We start from the raw sequence: 24,739 nt of genomic DNA, 5'->3' as shown, positions 1-24,739 counted from the left end.
AACGGAGAGTAGGACATGAAGATTAAGCGTTTTTTTGCCAAAGATATGCGCACAGCATTAAACGAAGTTAAAGCAACCTTGGGTGCAGATGCTGTCATCATGTCCAATAAGAAAGTGACCGGTGGTATTGAAATTGTTGCTGCCGTTGATTACGACGCCGCGAAAAAGAAAACTGAAAAAGCAGCGCCGGCGGCAAGCATGGAGGGTGAGCCATCATTCGCCAGCTTACGAAACAAATTGAATCAGGTCGCTCGTCAGCAACCGCCAAAGCCAATTGCTGAAGCGCGTATTCATAAGAAGATGCCAGAACAGGAGCCTGTAGCGGATTCCCTCCAGGCACTGTTATCTCGTCAGAACAAGTCAGCCATGTCGCCAGAGTCATTATCGTCAGCTGATGAGTCAATGCCGCCTATGGGGGCTTCGGCACAACGGCCATTGGCCTCGAGACAAGCGCCGCAGCCCATTGGTCAACGTAACGAATTTGAACGTTCTGCAGCGGCGGCTTCATTGCGACCTCAGTCGCCTTCTCGTGGCAGCAATAATAGTGACATGGAGCAGATGAAAGCTGAGATGGCGCAGCTGCGTAAACTTCTAGAACACCAACTGTCTGGGTTGATGTGGCAAGAAGTTGAGCGTAGAGAGCCAATGCGTGCCATGCTGGTTAAACAGCTTAAAAGCATGGGTTTTGCTGATGAACTGGCAGACCAACTGGCCTGCTATATTCCCGAAGATATGGCCGGGCATGAAGCATGGCCTAAAGTTCAACAGCTGGTCGCCGACCAATTATTGACTAATAATGATGAAATCATGCGTGACGGCGGTATTGTTGCCCTGTTGGGACCAACAGGGGTTGGTAAGACCACGACTATCGCCAAAATCGCTGCGCGTTATGCGATGCAATATGGTGTGGATCAGGTGGCATTAGTTACAACAGATACCTACCGTATTGGTGCTCATGAGCAGCTGTCGACTTACGGTCGTATTCTTGGTTGTCCGGTAAAAGTCGCGAAAGACGCTGATGAGTTAGCGAATGTATTACACCAATTGCGTCACCGCTCATTGGTATTAATAGATACCGCGGGAATGGGACAGCGTGATACTCGTTTGACTGAACAGTTGCAGACATTGATGAGTAATAGTGAGCATCAGATTAAGAACTATTTGGTGTTATCGGCAACGGCTCAGCGACAAGTATTACAAGAAGCCGTTTCTCACTTCCGTCGCATACCGCTGGCAGGTTGTATTTTCACCAAACTTGATGAGTGTTTGAGTTTAGGGGAAATTCTAAGTGTTACAATTCAAAACGCTTTGCCAATCGGGTATCTTACCGATGGACAAAGGGTTCCAGAAGATATTCAGGTCGCAGATCCTGCATATCTTGTGACGAAAGCAACAGAGCTGATGGAAAGTAATAGCCAGGGTGAGGGTTATCTCTGGACAACCGATGCATTCAGTGAGATGAATTCTGAATTATATGATTAATGAGTTTTCCGACCAGGCGAGTGGTTTAAGAAAAATGAAGCGCGCTCAGATGGTAAAAGTAATTGCCGTCACCGGTGGTAAAGGTGGCGTAGGCAAAACGAATGTGTCGATCAATACCGCAGTGGCCATGGCCGAACAGGGAAAGCGGGTATTGGTGCTGGATGCCGATTTAGGCTTGGGTAACGTAGATGTGATGCTAGGCCTGCGGGTGCAACACAATCTATCCCATGTGCTTTCTGGTGAAGTCGATTTGGATGACATCCTGTTGGATGGTCCCAAAGGTATCAAGATCGTTCCAGCCTCTTCTGGCACACAATCAATGGTTGAATTGTCGCCAACGCAACATGCTGGACTGATCCGCGCGTTTAGCGAATTGCGGACGGAGTTTGATGTCCTGCTTGTTGATACTGCGGCAGGTATCTCTGAGATGGTGTTGAGTTTTTCTCGCGCAGCTCAGGATGTCATGGTGGTGGTTTGTGATGAACCCACTTCAATTACCGACGCCTATGCGTTGATCAAGCTATTAAGCCGCGAACACGGCGTGTTCCGTTTTAAGATTGTCGCCAATATGGTGAGAAGCTTGCGGGAAGGTCAGGAGTTGTTTGCTAAACTTACGCGAGTCACGGATCGTTTTCTCGATGTCGCATTAGAGTTGGTTGCGACCATTCCTTTTGACGAAAACGTGCGTAAAGCGGTACGTAAGCAACAAGTGGTAGCTGATGCGTTTCCAAAATCTGCTGCATCTATCGCTTTTAGAACCTTGGCAGCCAAGGCTGTGAATTGGCCAATTCCATCACAACCGACAGGCCACTTAGAGTTTTTTATTGAACAATTGCTACAGAACCCTGAATTAATCGAAGAATAAACGCGTGAATAAAGCCGCGGCCTATATCGCAGAGCAGCGCCAAACGATTGTTGAGCAACACGCTGGTTTGGTAAAGCGTATCGCGCACCACCTCAAAGGGCGTTTGCCAGCTAATGTACAGCTGGATGATTTGATCCAATCGGGCATGATAGGTTTGCTGGAAGCCAGTAAAAACTATGATGGCACCAAAGGCGCTAGCTTTGAAACCTTTGCCGGGATCCGCATTCGTGGAGCCATGCTCGATGAGATCCGTAAGGGTGATTGGGCCCCTCGTTCCGTCCACCGTAACAGTCGGCGTGTTGCTGATGCCATCACTAGCTTGGAGCAAGAGCTCGGTCGTGATGCATTGGACACAGAAATCGCTCAAAAACTTGATATCACGGTGCAGGACTACCATCATATTCTTAACGAAGTAAGTACAGGGAAGATCATAGGCTTAGAAGATCTCGGTGTATCCGATGATGTGATAAGCGGAGATCAGGATACGACAAGAAGTCTGCCTTTTGATGGCATAGAATCAGAGCGTTTTCAAAGCGCTCTTGTGACCGCCATCAAAAGCCTACCAGAGCGGGAAGCGCTGGTGTTATCGCTCTACTATGATGAAGAGCTAAATCTGCGGGAAATTGGGGAGGTACTGGACGTGAGTGAATCACGTATCAGTCAAATTCACTCGCAGGCGATGCATCGGCTTAAAGCCAGAATGAAACATTGGACTAGCTGACCAACATTGTGTTGCGTCACAGTCACGTAAAGCTCACTGGAGGGCGTCTTGGATACAAGCATGAAAATTCTGATCGTTGATGATTTCTCAACGATGAGGCGCATCATCAAAAACCTGCTGCGGGATCTGGGTTTTAACAACACTCATGAAGCCGATGACGGCAACACTGCGCTGCCTATGTTACAGGGCGGTGATTTTGATTTTGTTGTCACCGACTGGAATATGCCAGGCATGCAGGGGATTGATTTATTACGTGCTATTAGAGCTGACGATAAGCTGAAAAGCTTACCGGTACTCATGGTGACAGCGGAAGCGAAGAAAGAACAGATCATCGCTGCTGCTCAAGCTGGAGTAAACGGTTACATCGTGAAGCCTTTTACAGCCGCTACGCTGAAAGAAAAGCTCGACAAGGTTTTTGAGCGTCTGGGTTAATGCGGTGCAAAGGGGAGCTTTATGGCTGATTCAAATCTGCCAAGCTTAACGCTTGAGCAGGCTAAACACTTGGTTTCACTCCTAGAAGAAGGGGAAGAAGCGAAGGCGCAGCAGTTACTTTCAACGTCGCATCCGGCGTTCTCCAGCGACCTGTTTTCCGAGGTCGGCAAACTCACACGCCAATTGCATGACGCTTTGCAGGATTTTCAACTTGATCCGCGCTTAGGTAAGTTGGCCACTGACGATATTCCAGATGCGACACAACGATTAAATTACGTTTTAGAGAAAACTGAAGATGCGGCTAACCGCACGATGGACGCCGTGGATGCCAGTCTGCCCATCGCTGATCGTATGCATTCAGAGCTTGCCAAGCTAATGCCATCATGGAAATCCTTGATGGAGAGGCAGATAGAGCGGGGTCAGTTCAAAGAGTTGTGCCATAGTCTTAATGATTTCCTTGAATCTGCCGAAAAGGACTCAGATGTACTTAGAGAACGTCTGACCGAGGTTCTGATGGCGCAGGATTTTCAGGATCTAACCGGACAGGTAATACGGAGAGTCATCGAATTAGTAACAGAAGTTGAGGACAACCTCATTCATCTGCTGAAAGTGTTCGGTGCTCCAGAGAAAGTGGAAGAAACCAGTGCATCTCAAATTGAGGCTGAAGGCCCGATAGTTGATGCAGCAGAGAGAGAAGACGTAGTCAACGATCAAGATGATGTTGATGATCTTCTGTCCAGTCTCGGATTTTAAGGGGAAAGCCGCCCATGGGGTTTGAAGTTGATGAGGAAATCCTCCAGGACTTCCTGGTAGAAGCCGGTGAAATTCTCGAACAACTGCAAGAACAGTTGGTCGATTTGGAAAACAATCCGGAAGATTCTGACCTGTTAAATGCAATTTTCCGTGGCTTTCACACGGTAAAAGGCGGTGCAGGATTTCTTTCGTTGGCTGAACTTGTGGATGCTTGCCACGGCGCAGAGAACGTTTTTGACGTATTGCGCCAAGGAAAAAGACAAGTTACCCCAGAGTTGATGGATGTGATCCTTCAAGCGTTGGATAGCGTCAATGAAATGTTTGGTCAGGTTCAAGGTGGTGAACCCCTCACAGCCGCTGACCCTGAGCTATTACACGAGCTGCATCGTCTCAGTTCGCCTGAAGGTGCAGAAGCCCCTGCTGAACCCGAATCTGAACCTGTCGTTGAAGATGTCGTGGAAGAGCTCGCCAATGACCCTGAGGTGGTTGAAGCGGAGCAGCATCGCGCGGAAGGTGGCATTGATGAGATTTCAGATGATGAATTTGAAGCCTTATTAGATGAGCTACATGGCCCAGGTGGTGGCCCTACCGTTGAGTCCGCCGCACCATCGGCAGATGATGGCGACATTACCGATGATGAATTTGAAGCGCTATTAGACCAGTTGCACGGTAAAGGTCAGCACAGTGGTCAACCTGATGTACCAGCAACACCAGCTTCGGACCCTGCGCCTGCAGCTGGTGATGATGAGATCTCGGATGACGAGTTTGAGGCGTTATTGGATCAGCTTCATGGTCAAGGAAAGGGGCCAACCCTAGAGGGGGCCGCTCCGGCAGCGCCCGCAGCGAAGGCACCAGTGCAAAAACCTGCACCGACACCGAAACCTGAACCGGCGAAGCCTAAAGCTGAGGAAGCCGCGGCAAAAGCACCCGCCAAGCCGGCGGCGAAAGCTCCAGCAGCGGCAGCAAAACCTAAAGCGCCAGCTAAACCTGTGACACCTCAGGCGGAAGCCACGGTTCGTGTTGATACGGCGAGACTCGACCAAATTATGAATATGGTCGGTGAGCTGGTTTTAGTACGTAACCGTTTGGTGAGCTTGGTTGGTGCCAGTCGTGATGACGAAGACCTGGCAAAAGCGGTAGCGAACCTTGACGTTGTGACTGCCGATTTGCAGGGCGGCGTGATGAAGACCCGGATGCAACCGATCAAGAAAGTATTTGGTCGTTTCCCCCGGGTTGTACGTGATCTTGCCAGAAGCTTGAAGAAAGAGATTAACCTGGTACTGGAAGGGGAAGAAACCGATCTAGATAAAAACCTAGTTGAGGCGCTTGCAGATCCTTTGGTGCATCTGGTGCGTAACTCCGTCGATCACGGCATTGAGATGCCTGATATACGTGAGGCCTCAGGAAAGCCACGTTGCGGTATAGTGAAGCTGACAGCTTCGCAAGAAGGTGACCATATCCTGTTAACCATCGAAGATGATGGCGCGGGTATGGATCCAGAAAAACTCAAGCAGATAGCTATTTCCCGTGGGGTACTGGATGAAGACAGTGCCGCCAGGATGTCCGATAACGAAGCTTATAATCTGATTTTTGCTCCGGGCTTCTCAACCAAAGTTGAGATCTCAGATATTTCAGGCCGTGGCGTGGGTATGGATGTGGTTAAAACCAAGATCACCCAGCTAAATGGCTCTGTTTATATCGATTCGGAACGGGGCAAAGGCACCACGTTAGAGATTAAGGTGCCGTTAACGCTGGCGATTTTGCCAACATTAATGGTGGTTATCGGCAAACAGACATTCGCGCTGCCGTTGGCTGCGGTGAATGAGATCTTCCACTTGGATCTGACGAAGACCAACATGGTCGATAGCCAGCTAACTATCATTGTTCGTAACAAAGCGATCCCGCTGTTCTACCTTGACGAGTGGCTGTTGGTTGGTTCAAAACCGCCAGCGAGAAGCGGCAACGGACACGTGGTGATTGTTCAGCAGGGGACACAGCAGATAGGTTTTGTTGTTGATTCTTTGATTGGGCAGGAAGAGGTAGTGATCAAGCCTCTCGGCGCAATGCTGCATGGCACACCGGGAATGGCCGGGGCAACAATTACAAGTGATGGCGGTATTGCACTGATCTTGGATGTGCCAAGTCTGCTTAAAAATTACGCAAAAAAATAACAGTGAATTGATAGGTCGCCGTTAGCATTCTAGGCGGCCGATAAGGCGAGTAGGTATTCATGGCCATTAAAGTACTGGTTGTCGATGACTCCAGTTTTTTCCGTCGCAGAGTCAGCGAGATCCTTGAAAAAGATCGAGGGTTAGAGGTTGTTGGAAGTGCGAATAATGGTAAGGAAGCAGTCGCACAAGTAAAGAAATTAAAGCCTGATGTGATCACCATGGATATTGAGATGCCAGTAATGGATGGTATCTCGGCCGTGAAAGTGATTATGGCGGAAAACCCCACGCCGATCCTGATGTTTTCTTCTCTCACACAAGAGGGAGCTAAAGCAACACTCGACGCTTTAGACGCTGGCGCAATGGATTTCCTGCCGAAAAAGTTTGAAGACATTGCCAAAGACAGAGACGAGGCTGCGAGCTTATTACAGTCTCGGGTGACTGCTTTGGGGCGTCGCCGGGCTATGCCTGCGCGCAGGGCCGCTCCAGCCCCAACACCTAGCGCTGGCGGTCGTACGCCCGTCACGCCACGGCCTTTGGCAGGAAGAACACCATCGGTAACCGCTTCAACTGCAAGCAGTGACGCTCGGCGCTCACTGCCAGCGAAACGCAGTGGTAAACGATATAAGTTGGTGGCCATTGGCACATCAACCGGTGGCCCCGTTGCACTTCAAACTATTTTGACCAAAATTCCTGCCAACTTTCCACAGCCGATTATTTTGATCCAGCATATGCCGGCGTCCTTTACCGGGGCGTTTGCTCAGCGTTTAAACTCGATTTGTAAGCTGAAGGTGTCAGAGGCTAAGGATGGCGACGTACTGCGTCCCGGACATGCCTATCTAGCGCCAGGTGGTAAACAGATGTTAGTGGAAGGGCGGGATAGTAATGCCCGGCTGCGCATTATAGACGGTGGTGACAAGGTCAATTACAAGCCCTGTGTTGATGTCACTTTTGCTGCTTGTGCCAAGGTTTTCGGTGGCGACGTGTTAGCTGTCGTGTTGACCGGGATGGGGGCTGACGGTCGTGATGGCGCACGTTTGTTAAAGCAGAAGGGCGCCAAAATATGGGCGCAAGATGAGAAAAGCTGTGTGGTTTATGGCATGCCGCAGGCGGTCGCTGCCGCAGGCTTGTCTGAAGCCTCTATCCCATTAGATCAATGCGCGGAGCGCATCATCGTGGAAGCGGGGAATGGATAAACTCACCCTTGTTGGGTTTGTTGTTGCGCTGGTTGCCATTATTGGCGGACAGGTATGGGAAGGTGGCAGTGCATTGTCATTGCTCCACGGGCCTGCTTTCTTAATCGTCTTTGGTGGCACCTTGGGTGCGGTGATGATCCAAACGCCATGGCGACAATTTGTACACTCCTTTGTTTTGCTAAAGTGGATGATCCTTCCACCGCCAGAGCAGCATCCACGTCTTGTTTCTCAGCTGCTTGCTTGGTCCGAAGTCGCACGGCAAAAGGGCTTCTTAGCACTGGAAGATGCTTTATCGAAAGAATCGGATCCTTTTACTCGTAAAGCATTGATTATGTTGATTGATGGAGAAGAGCCTGAAGTGATCCGTGACGCGATGGATACCGAGATTATTTTGTATCGAGAGCATATGTTACGTTCTGCCAAAGTGTTTGAATCTATGGGAGGTTATAGCCCCACTATCGGCATTATCGGTGCTGTTTTGGGTTTGATTCAGGCCATGACGTTTCTTTCTGATCCGAACGAACTTGGCAAAGGGATCGCAACAGCGTTTGTTGCCACAATATATGGCGTGGGTTTCGCTAACATCCTCTTTCTGCCGATCGCCAATAAGATACGTGCTTTGGTGCATTCGCAAGTGTTAGGCAAAGAGATGGTAGTGGAGGGGATCCTGGCGCTTGCTCAGGGAGAGAATCCACATCGGATAGAACATCGGTTACTCGCCTTTGTTCCGCGCTGATTATGTATCGTTATCGTCGTCGCCACCTTACCGAAGACCATGAAAACTTAGATCGTTGGTTGGTTTCCTACGCCGATTACATGACGCTAATGTTTGCCTTCTTTGTTGTGCTCTATGCGATGGCAATGATTAATAACGAAAAGTTTGAACAGCTATCCGATAAGCTGGGTGAAGTTTTCAGTCAGCAAAAAGATCCTGGCACAGGTGTACCTGGTGAAGGACTGCTAGATGAATCGAAGCATGCAGATACCCCTCTCTATGGTGAGAGCTTAGTTGATGCTAAAGGGTCAAAGTTGGTTGACGCCGACACTGAGCTGACAACGCTGGACAAACAGCGCACCGGTACGCCACTGAGTGAATTGGAAAACCAGTTAAACGAAGCGCTACTTCCCGTGGTTGAAAGTGGCTTAGCTGATGTTGAGATAGATGGCGACTGGTTGATCTTAGAGCTGCGCAGTGGCTTGTTATTTGCCAGTGGCTCTGCCGGTTTAGGCCCGAATGCTCAGCCTGTGCTCTCCTCCATCTCTGATACACTTTCTCAATCGGCCAACTATATTCGAGTGAGGGGATTCACTGATGATCAGCCAATTCGTAACGAACAGTTCTCTTCCAATTGGGAATTATCTGTTGCTCGGGCTACATCAGTGCTGCGCTTGTTGGAGCAGCAACTGGATCCTGAAAGGCTGGCGATAGAAGCTTATGGCCCTTATCAGCCAAAAGTATCGAATGATACGGCGCGGGGGAGAGCGGAAAATCGTCGCGTAGTGATTGCTGTCTCTAAGTATGCCTGGACTCCTGAGATCCAAATCGCTAATGAAATTCTCATAGCGGACGATGATATGGATACGCAAGGTGCAGATACGCCAGCGGCGGATACTCAGAGCGATGAAAAACGTAGCAAGATACGCTTTATTCGGCTACCGAACGGCGCATTGCGTATTACCACGCGTGATGATTGAACAGAATTAGGTAAGGTTGGGAGTAGTCAGATTGAAGATCTGGACAATCGCAAATCAAAAAGGCGGCGTTGGTAAAACAACGACTGCGATCACTCTCGCTGGGATCCTGGCTGAGCGGGGTCACAATGTGCTGCTTATCGATACTGATCCCCATGCTTCATTGACCTATTACCTAGGAATTGATGCCGAATCTCTGGATATAACCACCTATGATCTGTTTCTTGCTGGCCGTGCTGTTAAGCGTGAAATGGTTGAAGCTGCACGTTTAAAAACCCCGTTTGAAGGGATCGACTTACTGCCTGCGACCATGGCGCTGGCGACACTAGACCGAAAATTTGGTCAGCAAGACGGAATGGGGTTAGTGCTAAGGCGCGCTCTGTCTTTAGTGGAAGACCAATATGATTATGCACTGATTGATTGCCCGCCTGTACTGGGGGTGCTAATGGTAAATGCACTTGCTGCCTGTGATCGTATTTTGATCCCAGTGCAGACTGAGTTTCTTGCCTTAAAGGGCTTGGAGCGCATGGTTCGCACTATGGAGATCATGCAGCGCAGTTGTGACAATCAATTTAAGTCAACCATCGTACCAACCATGTACGACAAGCGTACCCGCGCCTCATTGCAGGCGCTGGAGCACTTAAAGCAGCGACATCCCAATGAAGTGTGGAATGGGGCTATTCCTATTGACACCAAGTTTCGTGATTCTAGCCTGCATCATCGACCACCCAGCATGCACACGCCACACTCTCGCGGCGTGATTGCCTATAAAACCCTGCTGAATTACCTGCAGCAGGTGGGTACCGCCTCCCAGGATATGCCATGAAGGATTTCCTCAGCGCTACAGAGCGCACCATGGCAGAGTACTTTGGCGCTATGCTGCATGAGGATGATGGCGCGGTAGAGGTGATGCCAAAAGAACCGGTGGAAGCAGCGCATGTTTTATCTCGCTCAACCACTTCGTCGTTGCAGCCTCAAGCTAAGATACAGCCAGAGCGACCTGATGTTGAGACATCAACCTTGGTGCGCCAGGCGCAGCCGGTAGAAGATTTACTGAAGCAGGTCGCCCAACATACGGCTTCTCCTTTGGCATCATTGACGACAGCTGATACGTCAGCTGAAAAGCCGGTTAAGGAGTTGCCAGAAGAGATCCAGGATTGGGTTATCGAAGAACCTGCGAAGCCTGCAGCGGTGATCGAAAGCGCGCCAGCTGAGCCACTAACGATAGCAACCGATCCTGAGCTGCAAGGGTTGAAAAACCTGTTGGCCGAATCTGGTTTAGACCAGCTAACGGAAACGATTATTCCGCCAACTAAGGTGGATAGTCCACTCAACGATAGTGAATTTCAGACTCTGTTCTTTGAAGTGGCAGGTTTAACCCTGGCTGTTCCTCTTAAACAGCTAGGGGGGATCATGCAGATAGGGCGGATCCACAAGTTGATTGGCAAGCCTTCGTGGTTCAAAGGTGTGATGAACGTCCGCGGAGAGAAGCACAATGTGGTAGATACTGCGATGTGGGTCATGCCAGAGAAATACAATAAGAAATTGGCAGAGCACCTAAACTATCAATATCTTATAATGCTTGATAGTTCGCCTTGGGGTTTGGCTGTGGAAAACATTGTCACCGCAGAGCCATTATCTCAAGAGGGTATCAAGTGGCGTACAGAGCGTGGTAAACGTCCTTGGTTAGCAGGGATGGCCATAGACCGTATGTGTGCATTATTGGATGTTGAACAATTAATTTCCCTGCTAGATAAGGGGCTAGAAAGCTGAGTTTAAGACTCGGTGGATAGTCTATTAAGCATTAGCTTAGAAGCGTAGGAGCGTAACTAATGGCTGAAGAGCGTAATACCCAGAGTGATGATGCAGTGTTGCAGTGGGTGACTTTCCGACTGGAAAATGAAACCTACGGCATTAATGTAATGCAGGTTCAGGAGGTTTTGCGTTATACCGAAATCGCCCCTGTACCCGGTGCTCCAGACTACGTATTGGGTATTATCAATTTGCGCGGTAATGTGGTTACCGTGATCGATACCAGGTCGCGATTTGGTTTGCCGCCAGCAGAGCTGACTGATAATAGCCGTATTGTGATTATTGAAGCGGAAAAGCTGGTCATCGGTATTTTGGTCGACAGTGTTGCTGAAGTGGTTTATCTCAGATCGTCTGAGATTGATACGGCACCAAATGTCGGTACTGAAGAGAGCGCCAAGTTTATTCAGGGTGTTTCAAATCGTGATGGCGAACTGCTTATCTTGGTTGATCTCAACAAGTTATTGACCGATGAAGAGTGGGAAGATCTGCACGGCTTCTAAGCTGGCTGCTTGTCGGATGATGATTGCATGACCCTTGCTGAATTAGCGCTGGTACTATCTGTTTTGATGCCTGTAGTTTTTGCTGTGGGCGTTTGGTGGTGGCTGCATGGCGTGAATGAGCGGATGCAGATACTGGAATCAGACCGAGACAATGCAGAACAGCAGCTCTATGAAGTGCGACAGGAGCTGCATGAGATCCGCGCTGGTGCGTTAGGCGTGGTTAAGCGAGTGAAGCTACTGGAACAAGAGGTGCTAGAAACGGCTGAAAAGCAAGAAGCCATGGCGCTCAATGACCCAGAGAATCGACTGTATAACCGAGCGATGAAAATGGTATCGCTCGGGGCCGATCTAGAAGAGGTAATGACTGAATGTGAGTTGCCTCGGGCTGAAGCGGAGCTGCTATTTACTCTTCACCGCAATAAAACCACCAGCTAAATAGTACTGCCAACAGCGCTCTGTTCTATTAGACTTTGGCGCCGATGCCGCCGCCAGCTGTTTTCCAAAACTCCGGCATTTTACCCTGCAGTAGATAACTAAACGCGATCAGTTCAGCGATCACGGTGAACAGTTCCTTTGGGATCTCCTCTCCTAATTCGATTTTTTGCAGAAAGGCCGCCAGCGCTGGGTCCTGATGAATATGAATGCCGTGGGCTTGCGCTTCGTTGATGATCTCTTCTGCCAGTAACCCATACCCTTTGGCAAGCACTTCTGGGGCCTGGTTGCCATCAAACCCGAGCGCGATCGCTTCGAGCTGCTTGGTTGCGGGCTGCTCAGTAGGTAACTCCTCGTAGCTTTCATCTTCACTCATGGATTAAATCTCCTGTCATACCTGCACCGCGATCAGCTGGTGCTCTTTTGGCAACAAGGTGGCAGGAACGGTGCCTTGTTTACTGGCGATCTCTGTATTAAACCCGATTTGTTGTAGACGGGTGTCGAGTGTTGAAAGGTGGCTGTCGACTAGTCGTTTTAGTCCGCCTTTACTAGCGACTAAACGCAGCTTTAGTTGTTGCTCATGCAGTCTGGCTTGCGCCATGAGCGCGCCATGTTCACCCACATCCAGTTTTAATGTCAGCTGCCAGTTCTTTAGTTTTTCATCCTGATTTGGATTGTCTTTATTATCTTCATCGCGGGGCGGATCTATGCGCCCTTCAACTTGCTTAAATAGACCCCCTTCGTTGATTGGCAGGGAAAAATAGCTGGGGGAGCCACTTGCTTGTTCGCTGCTCTGCGCCTGAAATAGCTGTGTTTGTTGGGCTATCTGACCAACGCTTTGTTGTAACCCCTGCAGTTGTCGGGCCGGAAGTGAATTGCCGGACAGCCGTTGTTCAAACGAACGACCTGTAGCACCAGCCTTAACCGCTGTTTTATTCAATAAGGTGGATAGCTTCCCTGAAAACAGCAGATTCATCAGTAGCCCTAACGAATCATTGGCAGGCGCGGCCATCGGACTACCGCCCTGCAGTGTCGCTAAGGTCATCGCCATTAGTTGTGGTGAGAAAGGTTGAAATAGTAATTGCGACCGGATCCATTGCTGCACTTGCTCCGGTTTCACCTCGCTGGTTTTAGGCGCCTGTTGAAGAAACTGCTCCGTCAGTGCTTTGATGCCGTTGGCCAGCTCCGTTGCCCCCGAACCCGCTATTTTCTGTGCGCCATCAGCGGGTAATGGCTGGCTAGGTGTTGTTAGTTCATTAACCATTTTTTGTAGGTTCGTCAGTGCGCTGTCTAAAGGCTTTACGCCTTGCGATAGCAGGGGCAGTAGCTGTTTCAAGCTAGCCACTTGGGCGCTGCTTAGCTCTGGCGTTGCTGAAGCCTGCTTAGGTGGTGGCGTTCCCGCCTGCTGAGACAAGGTGATCTGTCCCGGTTGGGCGTTGTTCAGTAGAGGCTTGTCGGTGCGCGGTATGGCAGACGTTAAGATCAGCAATTTTGCCAACTCTCTGCCTAATTGAGAGTTGTCATTGATCTGGTGGCTTTGTGAGTGTCCCGGTTGGCCTGCCGTGGGGGGCGTTGGCCAACTTACCTGATAACCATTGCTGGTTTTTACGATCGTCAGTTGCTTAGGTAAAACGGCGAGACCGGTAAGTTGTGCTTGGAGCTCTTTGGGCAGAGGTTGCGCCTGACCGTTAGGCAGTTGGATTGCGATCCCACCATCGCGGTTTGTTTGCAAGGGGAGGTTCAATTGCTGGGCTTTGGCCTCCGTTCCTAGCAGTGCGCCTGCCAGTTCTTTGGCTAACTGAAATTGTGCCACAGGTTGACTCGGCTGCTGCCAGCGTAATGACACTGCAATCTGCTTAAGCGCCTCGCCTACGGTTTTTGCTGGCATCACCGCTACGTTTGCTATCTCCACTTTCGGCAGTGATGTTGCAGACTCGGGGGCGAGAGGGAGTGTTGCTGGTAACTGCGCCTGGGCTGCCGGAGGCAGTACCGTGGTGATTTGATTCATCGTTACTTGCCAACGTTGGTCGGCTTGCGTGACGGTAAACATGCTGGCAAGGGTTTTTAGTTGTGCCGGAGAAAGTGAAGAGAGAATGCCTTGCTGTGGGTTCTGTCCTGAGGGTTGCCCCTGCATTGGCTGCTGAAGCGTCGGGTGGAGGCTGGGCCGTTGATAGCCGACACTTTGGGCACCTTGGTTGAGTTGATTGAGTAAGCTCTGTGCTTGTTTATCCGTCAGCGTTAATGGCAGCACAACTTGTCCTGCTTGTGCCGGAAGTTGCAGTGTTACAGTGACCTGCTGGCCAGTGACTTTGATTTCAATATTGACCGCCAGTGTGGCTTGAAGCTGCCCCGGTGTTGCTGTCAGTGCTGGATTGCCAGCATTTGAACTTACCAGTTGTTGCGTGGCTGATTGCAGCGCTTGTTTAATCGGTGCGGGCAGGTTTGTATTGCCGGGCAGGGGTAATGGTTTTTCGTTGTTGGTTGCGGTCGATTGGCCGTGGCCTGTGGCTGCTGCTGAGTTGGCTGATGTTGTTAGTTGCCATTGACCCTGCTGGTAACTTAACGCGCCGGTCGCTAGATAGGTGCCGTTGGCCAGTTTAGCGCTATTGGAGGCGATCCCAGCCTGATTATCGCCAAGGCCAAGAGCCGCAGCGGATGCTGACAGCTTGCTTGATTGGGGCGGCGATGGTGGGATCTCATTACTCATATCGCTAGCCTAGTGTGCTTGTGAAGTAAGAGCAATGATCGGTTATTTGCAGTTTGACTGTGACGACGTTTTCACTCCTTAATGTCCATACATTTTGTAGCCTTGTTACCGGTACGGGCTGTGTTAACATCGGGTGGGATTTTTAATTCTTAACTGGGATAACTCTGAGTAATGCTGGAAGCGACGGGGCTCTGCTGTATAAGAGACGATAGGTTACTGTTTCAGTCACTTGATCTTGCTGTGGGTAGTGGTGAGTTATTGCAGATCGAAGGCCCTAATGGTGCAGGAAAAACCAGTTTGTTGCGCATTCTCGCAGCGTTATCGCAACCGCAGCAAGGACGTATTCTGTTTAACGGCGAAGCGATTGACAGCGATCGTGAAGGTTACTTTTCCCAGTTATTGTATCTTGGCCATAAAGCAGGCATCAAACAAGAGATGACGCCGTTGGAGAATTTAGAGTTCTACCAACAGGTCGCCCCGGCAAAAGTGGATGCGTCATTGTGGCAGATGTTGGCTTTAGTTGGTTTGGCCGGCTATGAGGATATGCCTGCCGGTAAGCTAAGTGCTGGACAGCAGCGTCGTATTGCTTTGGCACGGTTGTGGCTTAGCAGTGCCAAGTTGTGGATCTTAGATGAGCCATTTACTTCATTGGACAAGCAAGGTGTTGCAGGCTTGCAACAACACTTTGCCGCCCACCTGCAGCAAGGCGGTGCAATCATTATGACCTCCCATCAAGAGTTGCACATGCCAACGGTGCCGGTTCGTCGTTTGATGCTGGGCAGCTCTGTGGAAGACGTTGCCGGGGCGGGAACAGGATCTGAACCGGCCCCTCAGCAAGTACTCGTTTCAGGTGGGGTGCAATAAGTTGTTAGCGACCTACCGTTATCTTATCGGCCGTGAGTTAAAAATCGCCCTGCGACGTAAAGCGGATATTATCAACCCGCTGTTGTTTTACTTGATTGTCGTCACGCTGTTTCCCCTTGGTATCGGGCCTGAGCCAAATCTGTTGCTACGTATGGCCCCTGGAATTGTTTGGGTAGCGGCTTTGTTGGCCTCTATGTTGGCCTTGGAGCGTCTGTTCCGGGATGATTTTCTCGATGGTACGCTGGAACAGATGCTGTTGTTGCCGATTCCCGCCAGCATTATGGTGTTGGCGAAAGTCACTGCCCATTGGCTGTTAACCGGTCTGCCTATCGTTTTGCTGTCACCCTTGCTGGCAGTGCTGCTGGGGTTAGATTTCAACACGTTTGAAGCTGTGGTGTTGACGTTATTGATCGGCACACCAGCATTGAGCCTGCTCGGCGCTATTGGTGTGGCATTAACGGTTGGGATTGGTCGCGGCGGCGTGTTGGTGAGTTTGCTGATTTTGCCGCTCTATATCCCAGTGTTAATTTTTGCTACGTCGGCGATAGATGCTGCGGGTTTGAATATGCCATACAATGGCCAATTAGCGATTTTGACTGCGTTTTTCGTCGGTGCTTTGGTTCTGGCACCCATAGCGACTGCCGCAGGATTAAAAGTAAGTAATAGCTAACGCTGATAGCGTTAAATCTAGCCACCCGTTATATCAGGATATGCTATGTGGAAATGGTTACACCCTTACGCAAAAGCTGAAAATGCGTACCGACTGGCCGGTCGTATGTTGCCATGGTTTATGGTGCCGGGGGCGCTGCTATTGCTGATTGGTACGGTATGGGGGTTAGGCTTTACGCCAACGGATTGCAAACAGGGTGATGGTTTCCGCATTATCTATATCCATGTACCTGCGGCGTTTATCTCCATGGGTGCTTATGTGACGATGGCGATCGCTGCGTTGGTGGGCATGGTTTGGCAGATCCGTCAGGCCGACTATGCGGTGGCGGCATTTGCGCCGGTAGGCGCAGCTTTTACCGTGATAGCCTTGGCAACGGGGGCTATCTGGGGCAAGCCGATGTGGGGCGCTTGGTGGATCTGGGATGCCCGACTCACTTCCGAACTTATCCTACTGTTTCTTTATCTCGGCGTGATTGCTTTATATAACGCATTTCCCGATCGCACCTTAGCCGGACGCGCTGCCGGCATTTTAGCTTTGGTTGGGGTGGTGAACTTACCTATTATCCATTACTCCGTCGAATGGTGGAACACGCTGCATCAAGGTGCCACCATCAGTAAATTTGAAAAACCATCCATGGATAGCAGTATGTTGTGGCCCTTGCTTATCAATATCCTGGCGATCTCGTTGGTGATGGTCGCGATGGGATTGGCCAATTTCCGTAATGAGATATTGCGGCGGGAAGCTAACCGTCCGTGGGTCGCTAAGGTATTAAAAATCAGTGACACCAGCGCAAACACAAATGAGAAGGGGGCTCCGTTATGACACCAGTGATCGGTGATTGCCTGCAAACCGGTATCCATGATGCTTATATCATCGCCTCTTTTGCATTATCGGCCGTTGTTTTATTGGCCATGGTGGGATGGATTGTTTGGTCAAAGAAAGCGTTAAAGAAAGAGATTATGTCGAGAATGGCTAGAGATGTTCGTCGTAACCAAGCACAGAAACTGGAGCGCGCCCTATGAATCCAAGACGTAAAAAGCGCCTATTAACGGCCATTGCTATCATCTCTGGTGCCGGAGCGGTGATTGCGCTCATGCTGTATGCGTTGAATCAGAATATCGATCTGTTCTATACCCCTAGTGAGCTGGTTAACGGTAAAGGCCCTAATCTGGAAAAGCCGGCCGTCGGCCAAAGGCTGCGGATTGGTGGCATGGTGGTGCCGGGCTCTGTGGTGCGAGATCCACAATCGCTGAAAGTCAGTTTTGACGTAATTGATTCCGGCCCTGTGGCCACCGTGGTGTTTGATGGAATTTTGCCGGATCTTTTTCGTGAAGGGCAGGGGATTGTCGCGCAGGGCGTACTGCTAGATGCTAATACCGTGCAGGCGACCGAAGTGCTGGCCAAGCATGATGAAGAGTATATGCCGCCTGAAGTAGCTGAAGCACTCAAAGGCATGGATCATATGAAGTCTGATTACGGCAACACGGAGAGCTAGTCATGATCCCAGAGATTGGCCATTTTGCCCTGATCATCGCGATGACGCTCTCGTTTTTGTTAGCCAGTTATCCGCTGTATGGTGCGTTAACCCAAAAACAGGGGCTGATGAAACTGGCAAGGCCGCTGGCATTGGGTCAGTTTGCGTTTACGTTTGTATCGTTTTTGTGTTTGGTATGGGCGTTTGTCTATAACGATTTCACCGTTGCCTATGTGGCGCACAATTCAAATACTGCGTTACCTGTTTATTACCGGGTGTCAGCTGTATGGGGGGCCCATGAAGGGTCGCTATTACTATGGGTGCTGATCCTGTCGGGTTGGACAGCCGCCGTTGCCCTGTTTAGTCGCGCCCTGCCGCTTGATGCGGTTGCACGTGTGCTGGCCGTGATGGGTATGGTGGGGATAGGTTTCTATCTGTTCGTCTTACTCACGTCTAATCCGTTTGACCGTTTACTGCCAATCTTCCCTATCGATGGACGGGATCTTAATCCGTTGTTGCAAGATGTGGGGCTGATTATCCATCCGCCCTTGCTGTATATGGGGTATGTGGGTTTCTCCGTGGCTTTTGCCTTTGCTATTTCCGCGCTGATGACAGGGCGTTTAGACAGCGCCTGGGCTCGCTGGTCGCGTCCTTGGACAATGGCGGCATGGATATTCCTTACTTTAGGCATCGCTTTGGGCAGCTGGTGGGCGTATTACGAACTAGGTTGGGGCGGCTGGTGGTTCTGGGACCCGGTAGAGAATGCTTCGTTTATGCCTTGGTTAATCGGCACCGCATTGATTCACTCATTGGCGGTGACAGAAAAACGTGGTGTGTTTAAGGCATGGACAGTACTGCTGGCAATCTCGGCGTTTTCGCTAAGCCTGTTAGGTACTTTCCTTGTGCGGTCTGGGGTGCTGGTGTCGGTGCACGCCTTTGCCAGTGATCCGGCGCGGGGTCTGTTTATTCTTGCTTTCTTGGGGATAGTGATTGGTGGTTCATTAGTGCTGTTTGCCTGGCGCGGCAGTGAAGTGAAAAGCCATGGCCGCTATGAACTGTTTTCCCGCGAAGTCATGCTGATCGGTAATAACGTGTTTCTCACGGCTGCCACCTTAGTGGTGCTGCTTGGTACCTTGCTTCCTCTGTTTTACAAAGAGTTGGGGCTGGGAAGTATCTCCGTTGGTGCGCCATTCTTTAATGATATGTTTACCGTCTTGGTGATCCCTTTTGCCATTTTGTTAGGTATCGGGCCTTTGACCCGTTGGCGCCGTCAAGCTTGGTCGCCTTTGGCTATGCCTTTGACCATTGCTGGCGGTATGGCACTGTTATTGGCCTTTGTGTTGCCGGTGATCTATGCCGATAGCATGCCTTGGCATGCGGTGTTGGGGCTAGCCCTGGCGCTATGGGTCACTTTGAGCACGGTGCAGGAGATCCGCCTACGTATTGGTGTAAAGAATGACGGTTTGCGCGGTTTAACCCGCTTGACCCGCTCCCACTGGGCAATGGTTTTGGGGCACTTGGGTTTTGCCGTGACCTTGATAGGTATTGCACTGACTAGCAGTTATACCATTGAAAAAGATCTCCGTATGGTGCCGGGCGACACGGTTGAAATGCGCGATTATCAGTTTCGTTTTGAGGGCGTTAAGGATGTTCAGGGACCAAACTATAGCGCCAGTGCGGGCATACTTACGGTATTCGAGGACGGTAAACAGTTGACCACCTTGGTGGCGGAGAAGCGTTTTTACCCAGTGCAACGCTCGGTTATGACAGAAGCAGCTATTGATGCTGGCTTTACCCGTGATCTGTATATGGCGCTGGGCGAAGAGTTAACCGATGGTGCCTGGGCAGTACGTATCTATTACAAGCCATTTGTCCGCTGGATCTGGGCGGGGGCATTGCTGATGTCTTTGGGTGGCTTACTGATGTTGATGGATCGTCGTTACCGTATGGCGAAAAAAACAGTGGTTACGCCTGCTTCATCCAAAAGTGATGAAACTAAAGTCACGGAGGCGCAGGCAGTATGAGCCGTCAGCAGCGTTTATTCGTTTTTCTTATCCCGTTTTTGCTGTTCCTAGGCTTGGCGGCATTTTTAATGCGCGGACTGTTCTCTGACCCAAGGGAGCTGGAGTCGGTGCTAGTGGGCAAGCCGGTGCCGGCGTTCAAACTGCCAGATCTTTATCAGCCAAGCGTCATTCGTGATCAAGCGGTATTGGCGGGACAGCCTACGCTGCTGAATGTTTGGGCTACTTGGTGCCCCACTTGCCGTGCTGAGCATGCTTTTTTAAATGAACTGGCCGCGACTGGCGTTCATATCATCGGTCTTAATTACAAAGATGACCCGGTAAAAGCCAAACAATGGCTAGCCCAACTAGGTAACCCTTACGCGGTAAATCTGCTGGATGTGCGAGGCACACTGGCGTTGGATCTCGGGGTTTATGGTGCACCGGAAACATACATTATCGATGTTGATGGTGTGGTGGTGTATCGCCATGTTGGTGACGTTAACGCGCGTAATTGGAAAGCGTTATTGGAGCCTCTGTACCGTGAAGCGAGCCAATCAAAGACGGTACCACAAGCGTCGTTAACTCGAGGATTGCGTGAGGTGGCTAAATAATGCAGCCCAGAATGAGATTGATGCAGCCGCTTAAACTGCTGGCTATCGCATTATCACTATTGGTATTCCCTGTCAGTGCCGCGATTGAAGCCTATCAGTTTCAGTCTGATGAGCAGGAAGCCCTGTTCCGCGAACTCGCCGCTGAGCTGCGTTGCCCGAAATGCCAAAATCAAAATATCGCAGATTCCGATGCGGCGTTGGCGCAGGATCTTCGAGCCAAGGTGTATGAGATGGTCAGCGAAGGTCAGGACAAGCAAGCGGTGGTGGACTATATGGTGGCTCGTTACGGCCATTTTGTGCATTACCAGCCGCCGTCTTCGGCGGCGTCCGTGATCATCGCCGGACCGATTTTGTTGATACTGATCGCTGGTTTCGTTGTGGTATGGCGTGTTCGTGCCGGGCGCAAACTATCACAGCGTAGCGATATTCAAGTCGATGATGAAAGAGTTCAGAAGCTGTTAGGTGAGGCGATACCCAGTGCGTCGAGTTCCACACCTGCTGCAGCAGATTCGCCAAACACTTCGGCCAATAAGGAAAAGTAATGACACTGTTTTGGATCGCTGCCGTAGTCTTGGTGGTTTTGTCGCTTGTGCTGCTGTTTCCTGCGCTTCGACGCTATAAAAGTTCAGCTGACGATGAGCAGCTGGTGGGTGACGGTCGACAACAGGCAGAACTGAATAAAGGCATTTATCGTGAGCGTCTGACTGAACTGGAAGCTGAGCTGGCCAACGGTGAATTAGAGCAAGCCAGTTTTGATGCCATGGTATTAGAGTTGAAATCCAGTCTGCTGGATGACGTTGATAGTGATCTAAGCGCCACCGTGAAGTCACCTAGTAGCGACAAGCATCTGCTGGCCTGGGGCATCGGTGTGGTTATGTTGGTTGCTGTGCCAGCGATTTGGTATTGGCAGTTTGGTGCGTATCAGCAGGTGACCCATTGGCAAAATGTTCACAGCCAACTGCAGCAGTATATCCAACGCGGTGTGATGCAGCAGGGGGAGGCGCTTTCTGAAACAGAGATGCGTGATTTCGCCTTAGCCCTGCGTACCGAACTGCACCACAAACCAACGGATGATCCCTCAGTCTGGTTGCTACTTGGTCGTGTTGGTATGGCGGTGAATGATGGTGAGCTGGCGATGGCATCGATGGAACGCGCCTATGAGTTAGCACCAACTAACCCATCGGTGGCGCTGGGTTACGCACAAGTGGCGATGTATGCGCAGGATCCGCAAGTGGTTCATCGTGGTGCCCGCATTCTCGATGCGTTGATCGCCCATGAACCTAATAATCTGGATGCATTATCATTAAAAGCGTTTCAAGCATTTGAGCAGGGCGATCATGGAACTGCAGCAACAGTTTGGCGGAAAATGGCCACGTTGCTGCCAGCGGACGACCCGCGTAAAGCAACCATCGAGCGCACCTTACGAATGGTGGAGATGCCGTTAGCCCAAGGCGGTGCGGCATCACCAGCAACTTCGCCCGCTGCTGCGGCTAGTAAATCGACTCCCGTGGCAGAAGCAGCTGCGCCCCAATCTAAAGAAGTGCAAGGCCAGCAACTCTCTGTGGTGGTCAAGCTTGCCCCAGAACTGCGTAGTCAGTTACCAACGAATGGTAATTTGGTGGTGTTTGCTCGGGCGAAAGATGGTCCGCCGATGCCATTGGCTGTTAAGCGAATGCCGTTGGGTAACTTTCCAGTTAAAGTCGTTTTATCGGATAGTGATGCGATGATGCCAGCGATGAAGCTGTCCAGTTTTCCGGAAGTGTATGTTACTGCGCGGATATCGGTGGATCAGGATGTCAAATTGTCCGCAGGTGAACTGGAAGGGATCGGTGATGCCTTGTCGCTCAATGGTGAGCCATATGCCACCAGTGTGACAATTAATACCAAGCACTAAATAGCGCGAATACGCGACGTTTTTTTAAAGTTAGGGAAATACGTTTTCAATGATGTTGATGAAACAAATCAAGCGGGTGATCACCCTTGCCCTCTTGTGTGTGGTTGGCGTTGTCAGCCAACCCGCTTTTGCGGCCAAGTTCAGTGTGCCCGATCTGCCGCAGACGGCGTATCAGGATCCTTGGTTGGATGCCCGCTATGACGATGATCGCGACCCTATCGAAGGGATTAACCGTCTGATCTGGCGCTTTAACTTTAACTTCCTTGATCAGTACCTGTTCCGTCCCACGGCCGTTGTTTATGTCCATGCCGTGCCGGATATGATGAAAGATGGCATCAATAATTTTATTGAGAACCTCAACGAGCCATCGAGCACAGTGAATAATACGCTGCAGGGTAAATTTTCTGATGCCGGAAATAGCGCTGGACGGTTTGTGATTAATACATCGGTGGGTCTATTAGGCACCATCGATGTTGCAGAACGTATGGGGATGGAGCGCAAGCAGGATGAGTTTGGTGAAGTGCTGGCATTTTATGGTGTCGGTAATGGCCCCTATTTGATGTTTCCGGTGCTAGGCCCAACCGCAGTGCGGGAAGAGGTGGGTGATTACGTTGATAACATGTATCCACCGTTATCGTGGCTTAGCTTTACGCAAAAGCTGATCAAAGGATTGATGAGCGGCCTGTATAAACGTGCTGAGTTGATGAGTCAGGAAAAGCTGTTGTATGACTCATTGGATCCCTATGCATTTGTGCGTGAAGCCTACTTCAAGCACATGGAGTGGAAAGTTCATGACGGTAATGTGCCGGAAGATTTTCAACAGGAAGAGGAATTTGACGATTTTATCGACGGCCTTGACCTTTGAGTTGGAAATCCCTGCAGGTTTGAACAGATAAGTTTATTTCGTCCTATTTAACCACAAAGCCGAGTGATTGCTGGGCTTTATGGTTTCAGAACTTAGCGCAACACTAATTTGATGCTCCCTGCTGTTGATGGGTTTTAATTGCCGCCGGTAGCAGCTCACTCACTGCCCAAAGCTGCACAGGGCGGGTCAGCAGGGGGTAAAGCGGGATCGCTAACAGGACGGGTAATGCTTGCCACCAGACATCAATATTGGCTAACCACAGAAATGGTGGGATCAAAAGAGCCAGCTTAAAGATGTTCACAGCCAATTTGGGCCAACCTTTCACATCCATATAGGCAAGGGAAAATATAGCGAGACGATCTGTGGGTCGAAAATCGCGTAATAGTGGATGCTTTGCCAAAGTAAAATGTATTGTCATAACTGCTCCTGTGAACCGCAACGCATTATGACAGAGCGCTGAGTTAGTATGAAGCTTAGCCGCTGTTCTCAGCAGCTAGCTCCTTTATAAGTAGCGCGCTTCACCACTGATCTCAGTAGCAGCTCCCTTGTCAGTAATAGCGCTTAGTCGTCAATCTCTGTTGTAAGCTCCCTCCCCGAGGGAGAAGAGGGTAAAGGCAACGACGGCGAGGTTTGCTCCCTATTTAAGAGGACTTTGCTCTCATACGTCATTTTTTCAGCAAGGCGATAAGCTTTGCTCCCTCGTCAGTAGTAGCGCATAGTCGTTAATCTCTGTTGTTAGCACCCTCTCCAAGGGGAGAGGGCTGGGGTGAGGGGTATTTGAAACGAGAGCCAGCATTATCGGTAACGCAAATAGATCGAGGTTGGCGCTTGCTGACGCTGCCGCATTAATAAGCAAAAGTCCCCTCATCTCAATCTTCTCCCCAAGGGAGAAGAGGCTAAAGGCAACGACGGCGAGGTTTGCTCCCTATTTAAGAGAACTTTTCTCTCTTACGTCATTCGTTAAGCAAGGCGATAAGCTTTGCTCCCTCTCCAAGGGGAGAGGGCTGGGGTGAGGGGTATTTGAAACGAGAGTCAGCAATATTGGTAACGCAAATAGATCCAGGTTGGTGCTTGCTGATGCTGCCGCATTAAAAAGATAAAGTCCCCTCATCTCAATCTTCTCCCCAAGGGAGAAGAGGCTAAAGGCAACGACTAGCGTGGTTTGCTCCCTATTTAAGAGGACTTTTCTCTCTTACGTCCTTCGTTAAGCAAGGCGATAAGCTTTGCTCCCTCTCCAAGGGGAGAGGGCTGGGGTGAGGGGTATTTGAAACGAGAGTCAGCAATATTGATAACGCAAATATGTTCAGGTTGGCGCTTGCTGACGCTGCCGCATTAAAAAGAAAAAGTCCCCTCATCTCAATCTTCTCCCCAAGGGAGAAGAGGCTAAAGGCAACGACGGCGGAGTTTGCTCCCTATTTAAGAGGACTTTTCTCTCTTACGTCATTCGTTAAGCAAGGCGATAAGCTTTGCTCCCTCTCCAAGGGGAGAGATACCATCTTGCTCGTCATGCCTCAAGCAGTGATTTTCACGCTGTTTGAGGCTGATACTCGCTCTGGTGCTTAAGCACGCCGAAGCAAATATGAGTCAGCTTGCGCATT

The 24,739-nt window shown here is 50.3% G+C and carries 26 protein-coding genes; 23 read left to right on the top strand and 3 right to left on the bottom strand.

Annotation, left to right across the window (positions count from 1 at the left end; translation table 11 throughout):
- The first annotated feature begins 15 nt into the window (after nucleotides 1–15).
- The 13 genes from flhF to DU002_RS17440 are packed head-to-tail and all read left to right on the top strand — an operon-like array spanning nucleotide 16 to nucleotide 12,056.
- Nucleotides 16–1,482 carry a flagellar biosynthesis protein FlhF gene (flhF, locus tag DU002_RS17500; RefSeq protein ID WP_114339747.1) on the top strand — a complete coding sequence of 489 codons (1,467 nt, stop codon included), beginning with the start codon at nucleotides 16–18 and terminating at the stop codon, nucleotides 1,480–1,482.
- On the top strand, nucleotides 1,475–2,347 hold the full coding sequence (locus tag DU002_RS17495) for a MinD/ParA family ATP-binding protein (RefSeq protein WP_114339746.1): 873 nt from the start codon (nucleotides 1,475–1,477) through the stop codon (nucleotides 2,345–2,347). Before flhF ends, DU002_RS17495 begins: the two co-directional genes overlap by 8 nt.
- Nucleotides 2,348–2,351: 4 nt before the next feature.
- On the top strand, nucleotides 2,352–3,068 hold the full coding sequence (locus tag DU002_RS17490; protein WP_114339745.1) for an RNA polymerase sigma factor FliA: 717 nt from the start codon (nucleotides 2,352–2,354) through the stop codon (nucleotides 3,066–3,068).
- 48 nt (nucleotides 3,069–3,116) lie between these two features.
- Complete coding sequence (gene cheY / locus DU002_RS17485) at nucleotides 3,117–3,500, top strand: chemotaxis response regulator CheY (protein WP_114339744.1); 384 nt, start codon at nucleotides 3,117–3,119, stop codon at nucleotides 3,498–3,500.
- A gap of 21 nt (nucleotides 3,501–3,521) precedes the next feature.
- The gene (locus DU002_RS17480) at nucleotides 3,522–4,253 is read left to right on the top strand and encodes a protein phosphatase CheZ (RefSeq protein WP_114339743.1); all 732 of its coding nucleotides are present in this window, start codon (nucleotides 3,522–3,524) and stop codon (nucleotides 4,251–4,253) included.
- A gap of 14 nt (nucleotides 4,254–4,267) precedes the next feature.
- On the top strand, nucleotides 4,268–6,424 hold the full coding sequence (locus tag DU002_RS17475; protein ID WP_114339742.1) for a chemotaxis protein CheA: 2,157 nt from the start codon (nucleotides 4,268–4,270) through the stop codon (nucleotides 6,422–6,424).
- A gap of 59 nt (nucleotides 6,425–6,483) precedes the next feature.
- Nucleotides 6,484–7,617 carry a protein-glutamate methylesterase/protein-glutamine glutaminase gene (locus DU002_RS17470; protein WP_114339741.1) on the top strand — a complete coding sequence of 378 codons (1,134 nt, stop codon included), beginning with the start codon at nucleotides 6,484–6,486 and terminating at the stop codon, nucleotides 7,615–7,617.
- Nucleotides 7,610–8,353 carry a flagellar motor protein gene (locus DU002_RS17465; protein WP_114339740.1) on the top strand — a complete coding sequence of 248 codons (744 nt, stop codon included), beginning with the start codon at nucleotides 7,610–7,612 and terminating at the stop codon, nucleotides 8,351–8,353. The genes DU002_RS17470 and DU002_RS17465 overlap by 8 nt, the downstream gene beginning before the upstream one ends.
- Before the next feature lie 2 nt (nucleotides 8,354–8,355).
- Nucleotides 8,356–9,312 carry a flagellar motor protein MotB gene (locus DU002_RS17460; protein WP_114339739.1) on the top strand — a complete coding sequence of 319 codons (957 nt, stop codon included), beginning with the start codon at nucleotides 8,356–8,358 and terminating at the stop codon, nucleotides 9,310–9,312.
- A 31-nt stretch (nucleotides 9,313–9,343) separates the two neighbouring features.
- Nucleotides 9,344–10,135 carry a ParA family protein gene (locus DU002_RS17455; RefSeq protein WP_114339738.1) on the top strand — a complete coding sequence of 264 codons (792 nt, stop codon included), beginning with the start codon at nucleotides 9,344–9,346 and terminating at the stop codon, nucleotides 10,133–10,135.
- Nucleotides 10,132–11,082, top strand: a complete 951-nt coding sequence (locus DU002_RS17450; protein WP_233496540.1) for a chemotaxis protein CheW — start codon at nucleotides 10,132–10,134, stop codon at nucleotides 11,080–11,082. The genes DU002_RS17455 and DU002_RS17450 overlap by 4 nt, the downstream gene beginning before the upstream one ends.
- A gap of 59 nt (nucleotides 11,083–11,141) precedes the next feature.
- On the top strand, nucleotides 11,142–11,621 hold the full coding sequence (locus DU002_RS17445; protein WP_114339737.1) for a chemotaxis protein CheW: 480 nt from the start codon (nucleotides 11,142–11,144) through the stop codon (nucleotides 11,619–11,621).
- A 27-nt stretch (nucleotides 11,622–11,648) separates the two neighbouring features.
- Nucleotides 11,649–12,056: a DUF2802 domain-containing protein gene (locus tag DU002_RS17440; RefSeq protein ID WP_114339736.1), complete on the top strand. Its 408-nt coding sequence runs from the start codon at nucleotides 11,649–11,651 to the stop codon at nucleotides 12,054–12,056.
- Nucleotides 12,057–12,084: 28 nt separating this feature from the next.
- Here DU002_RS17440 and DU002_RS17435 read toward each other — a convergent pair whose 3' ends face one another.
- Together DU002_RS17435 and fliK are read right to left on the bottom strand one after the other, a co-directional pair.
- A complete protein-coding gene (locus DU002_RS17435) occupies nucleotides 12,085–12,429 on the bottom strand; it encodes an EscU/YscU/HrcU family type III secretion system export apparatus switch protein (RefSeq protein ID WP_114339735.1) in 345 nt (114 codons plus the stop codon).
- A gap of 15 nt (nucleotides 12,430–12,444) precedes the next feature.
- On the bottom strand, nucleotides 12,445–14,760 hold the full coding sequence (fliK, locus tag DU002_RS17430; RefSeq protein ID WP_114339734.1) for a flagellar hook-length control protein FliK: 2,316 nt from the start codon (nucleotides 14,758–14,760) through the stop codon (nucleotides 12,445–12,447).
- Nucleotides 14,761–14,931: 171 nt separating this feature from the next.
- Here fliK and ccmA point away from each other — a divergent pair, with 171 nt between their 5' ends.
- The 10 genes from ccmA to DU002_RS17380 are packed head-to-tail and all read left to right on the top strand — an operon-like array spanning nucleotide 14,932 to nucleotide 23,141.
- Entirely contained in the window at nucleotides 14,932–15,624 is a 693-nt protein-coding gene (gene ccmA / locus DU002_RS17425; RefSeq protein WP_114339733.1) for a cytochrome c biogenesis heme-transporting ATPase CcmA, read from the top strand.
- 1 nt (nucleotide 15,625) lies between these two features.
- Nucleotides 15,626–16,294, top strand: a complete 669-nt coding sequence (ccmB, locus tag DU002_RS17420; RefSeq protein WP_114339732.1) for a heme exporter protein CcmB — start codon at nucleotides 15,626–15,628, stop codon at nucleotides 16,292–16,294.
- Nucleotides 16,295–16,339: 45 nt separating this feature from the next.
- Nucleotides 16,340–17,116 carry a heme ABC transporter permease gene (locus tag DU002_RS17415; protein ID WP_114339731.1) on the top strand — a complete coding sequence of 259 codons (777 nt, stop codon included), beginning with the start codon at nucleotides 16,340–16,342 and terminating at the stop codon, nucleotides 17,114–17,116.
- Nucleotides 17,113–17,316 carry a heme exporter protein CcmD gene (ccmD, locus tag DU002_RS17410; RefSeq protein ID WP_114339730.1) on the top strand — a complete coding sequence of 68 codons (204 nt, stop codon included), beginning with the start codon at nucleotides 17,113–17,115 and terminating at the stop codon, nucleotides 17,314–17,316. The genes DU002_RS17415 and ccmD overlap by 4 nt, the downstream gene beginning before the upstream one ends.
- Nucleotides 17,313–17,789: a cytochrome c maturation protein CcmE gene (gene ccmE / locus DU002_RS17405; protein WP_114339729.1), complete on the top strand. Its 477-nt coding sequence runs from the start codon at nucleotides 17,313–17,315 to the stop codon at nucleotides 17,787–17,789. Before ccmD ends, ccmE begins: the two co-directional genes overlap by 4 nt.
- Before the next feature lie 2 nt (nucleotides 17,790–17,791).
- Nucleotides 17,792–19,792 (top strand): heme lyase CcmF/NrfE family subunit, encoded by a 2,001-nt coding sequence (locus DU002_RS17400; protein ID WP_114339728.1) that lies wholly within the window; start codon nucleotides 17,792–17,794, stop codon nucleotides 19,790–19,792.
- Entirely contained in the window at nucleotides 19,789–20,382 is a 594-nt protein-coding gene (locus DU002_RS17395) for a DsbE family thiol:disulfide interchange protein (RefSeq protein WP_114339727.1), read from the top strand. The genes DU002_RS17400 and DU002_RS17395 overlap by 4 nt, the downstream gene beginning before the upstream one ends.
- Entirely contained in the window at nucleotides 20,382–20,924 is a 543-nt protein-coding gene (locus DU002_RS17390) for a cytochrome c-type biogenesis protein (protein ID WP_233496539.1), read from the top strand. The genes DU002_RS17395 and DU002_RS17390 overlap by 1 nt, the downstream gene beginning before the upstream one ends.
- On the top strand, nucleotides 20,924–22,276 hold the full coding sequence (ccmI, locus tag DU002_RS17385; protein ID WP_114339725.1) for a c-type cytochrome biogenesis protein CcmI: 1,353 nt from the start codon (nucleotides 20,924–20,926) through the stop codon (nucleotides 22,274–22,276). The genes DU002_RS17390 and ccmI overlap by 1 nt, the downstream gene beginning before the upstream one ends.
- A 49-nt stretch (nucleotides 22,277–22,325) precedes the next feature.
- Nucleotides 22,326–23,141, top strand: coding sequence for an MlaA family lipoprotein (locus DU002_RS17380; RefSeq protein WP_233496538.1), 816 nt, complete (start codon nucleotides 22,326–22,328; stop codon nucleotides 23,139–23,141).
- Nucleotides 23,142–23,244: 103 nt separating this feature from the next.
- Here DU002_RS17380 and DU002_RS17375 read toward each other — a convergent pair whose 3' ends face one another.
- Entirely contained in the window at nucleotides 23,245–23,559 is a 315-nt protein-coding gene (locus tag DU002_RS17375; protein WP_114339724.1) for a hypothetical protein, read from the bottom strand.
- Between the last annotated feature and the right edge of the window lie 1,180 nt (nucleotides 23,560–24,739).

The sequence above is a fragment of the Corallincola holothuriorum genome, assembly GCF_003336225.1.
In the GTDB taxonomy this organism is placed as follows: Bacteria; Pseudomonadota; Gammaproteobacteria; order Enterobacterales; family Neiellaceae; genus Corallincola; species Corallincola holothuriorum.
The sequence above is the reverse complement of the archived record's forward strand: the minus strand, read 5'-3'. Positions and strand labels throughout refer to the sequence as shown.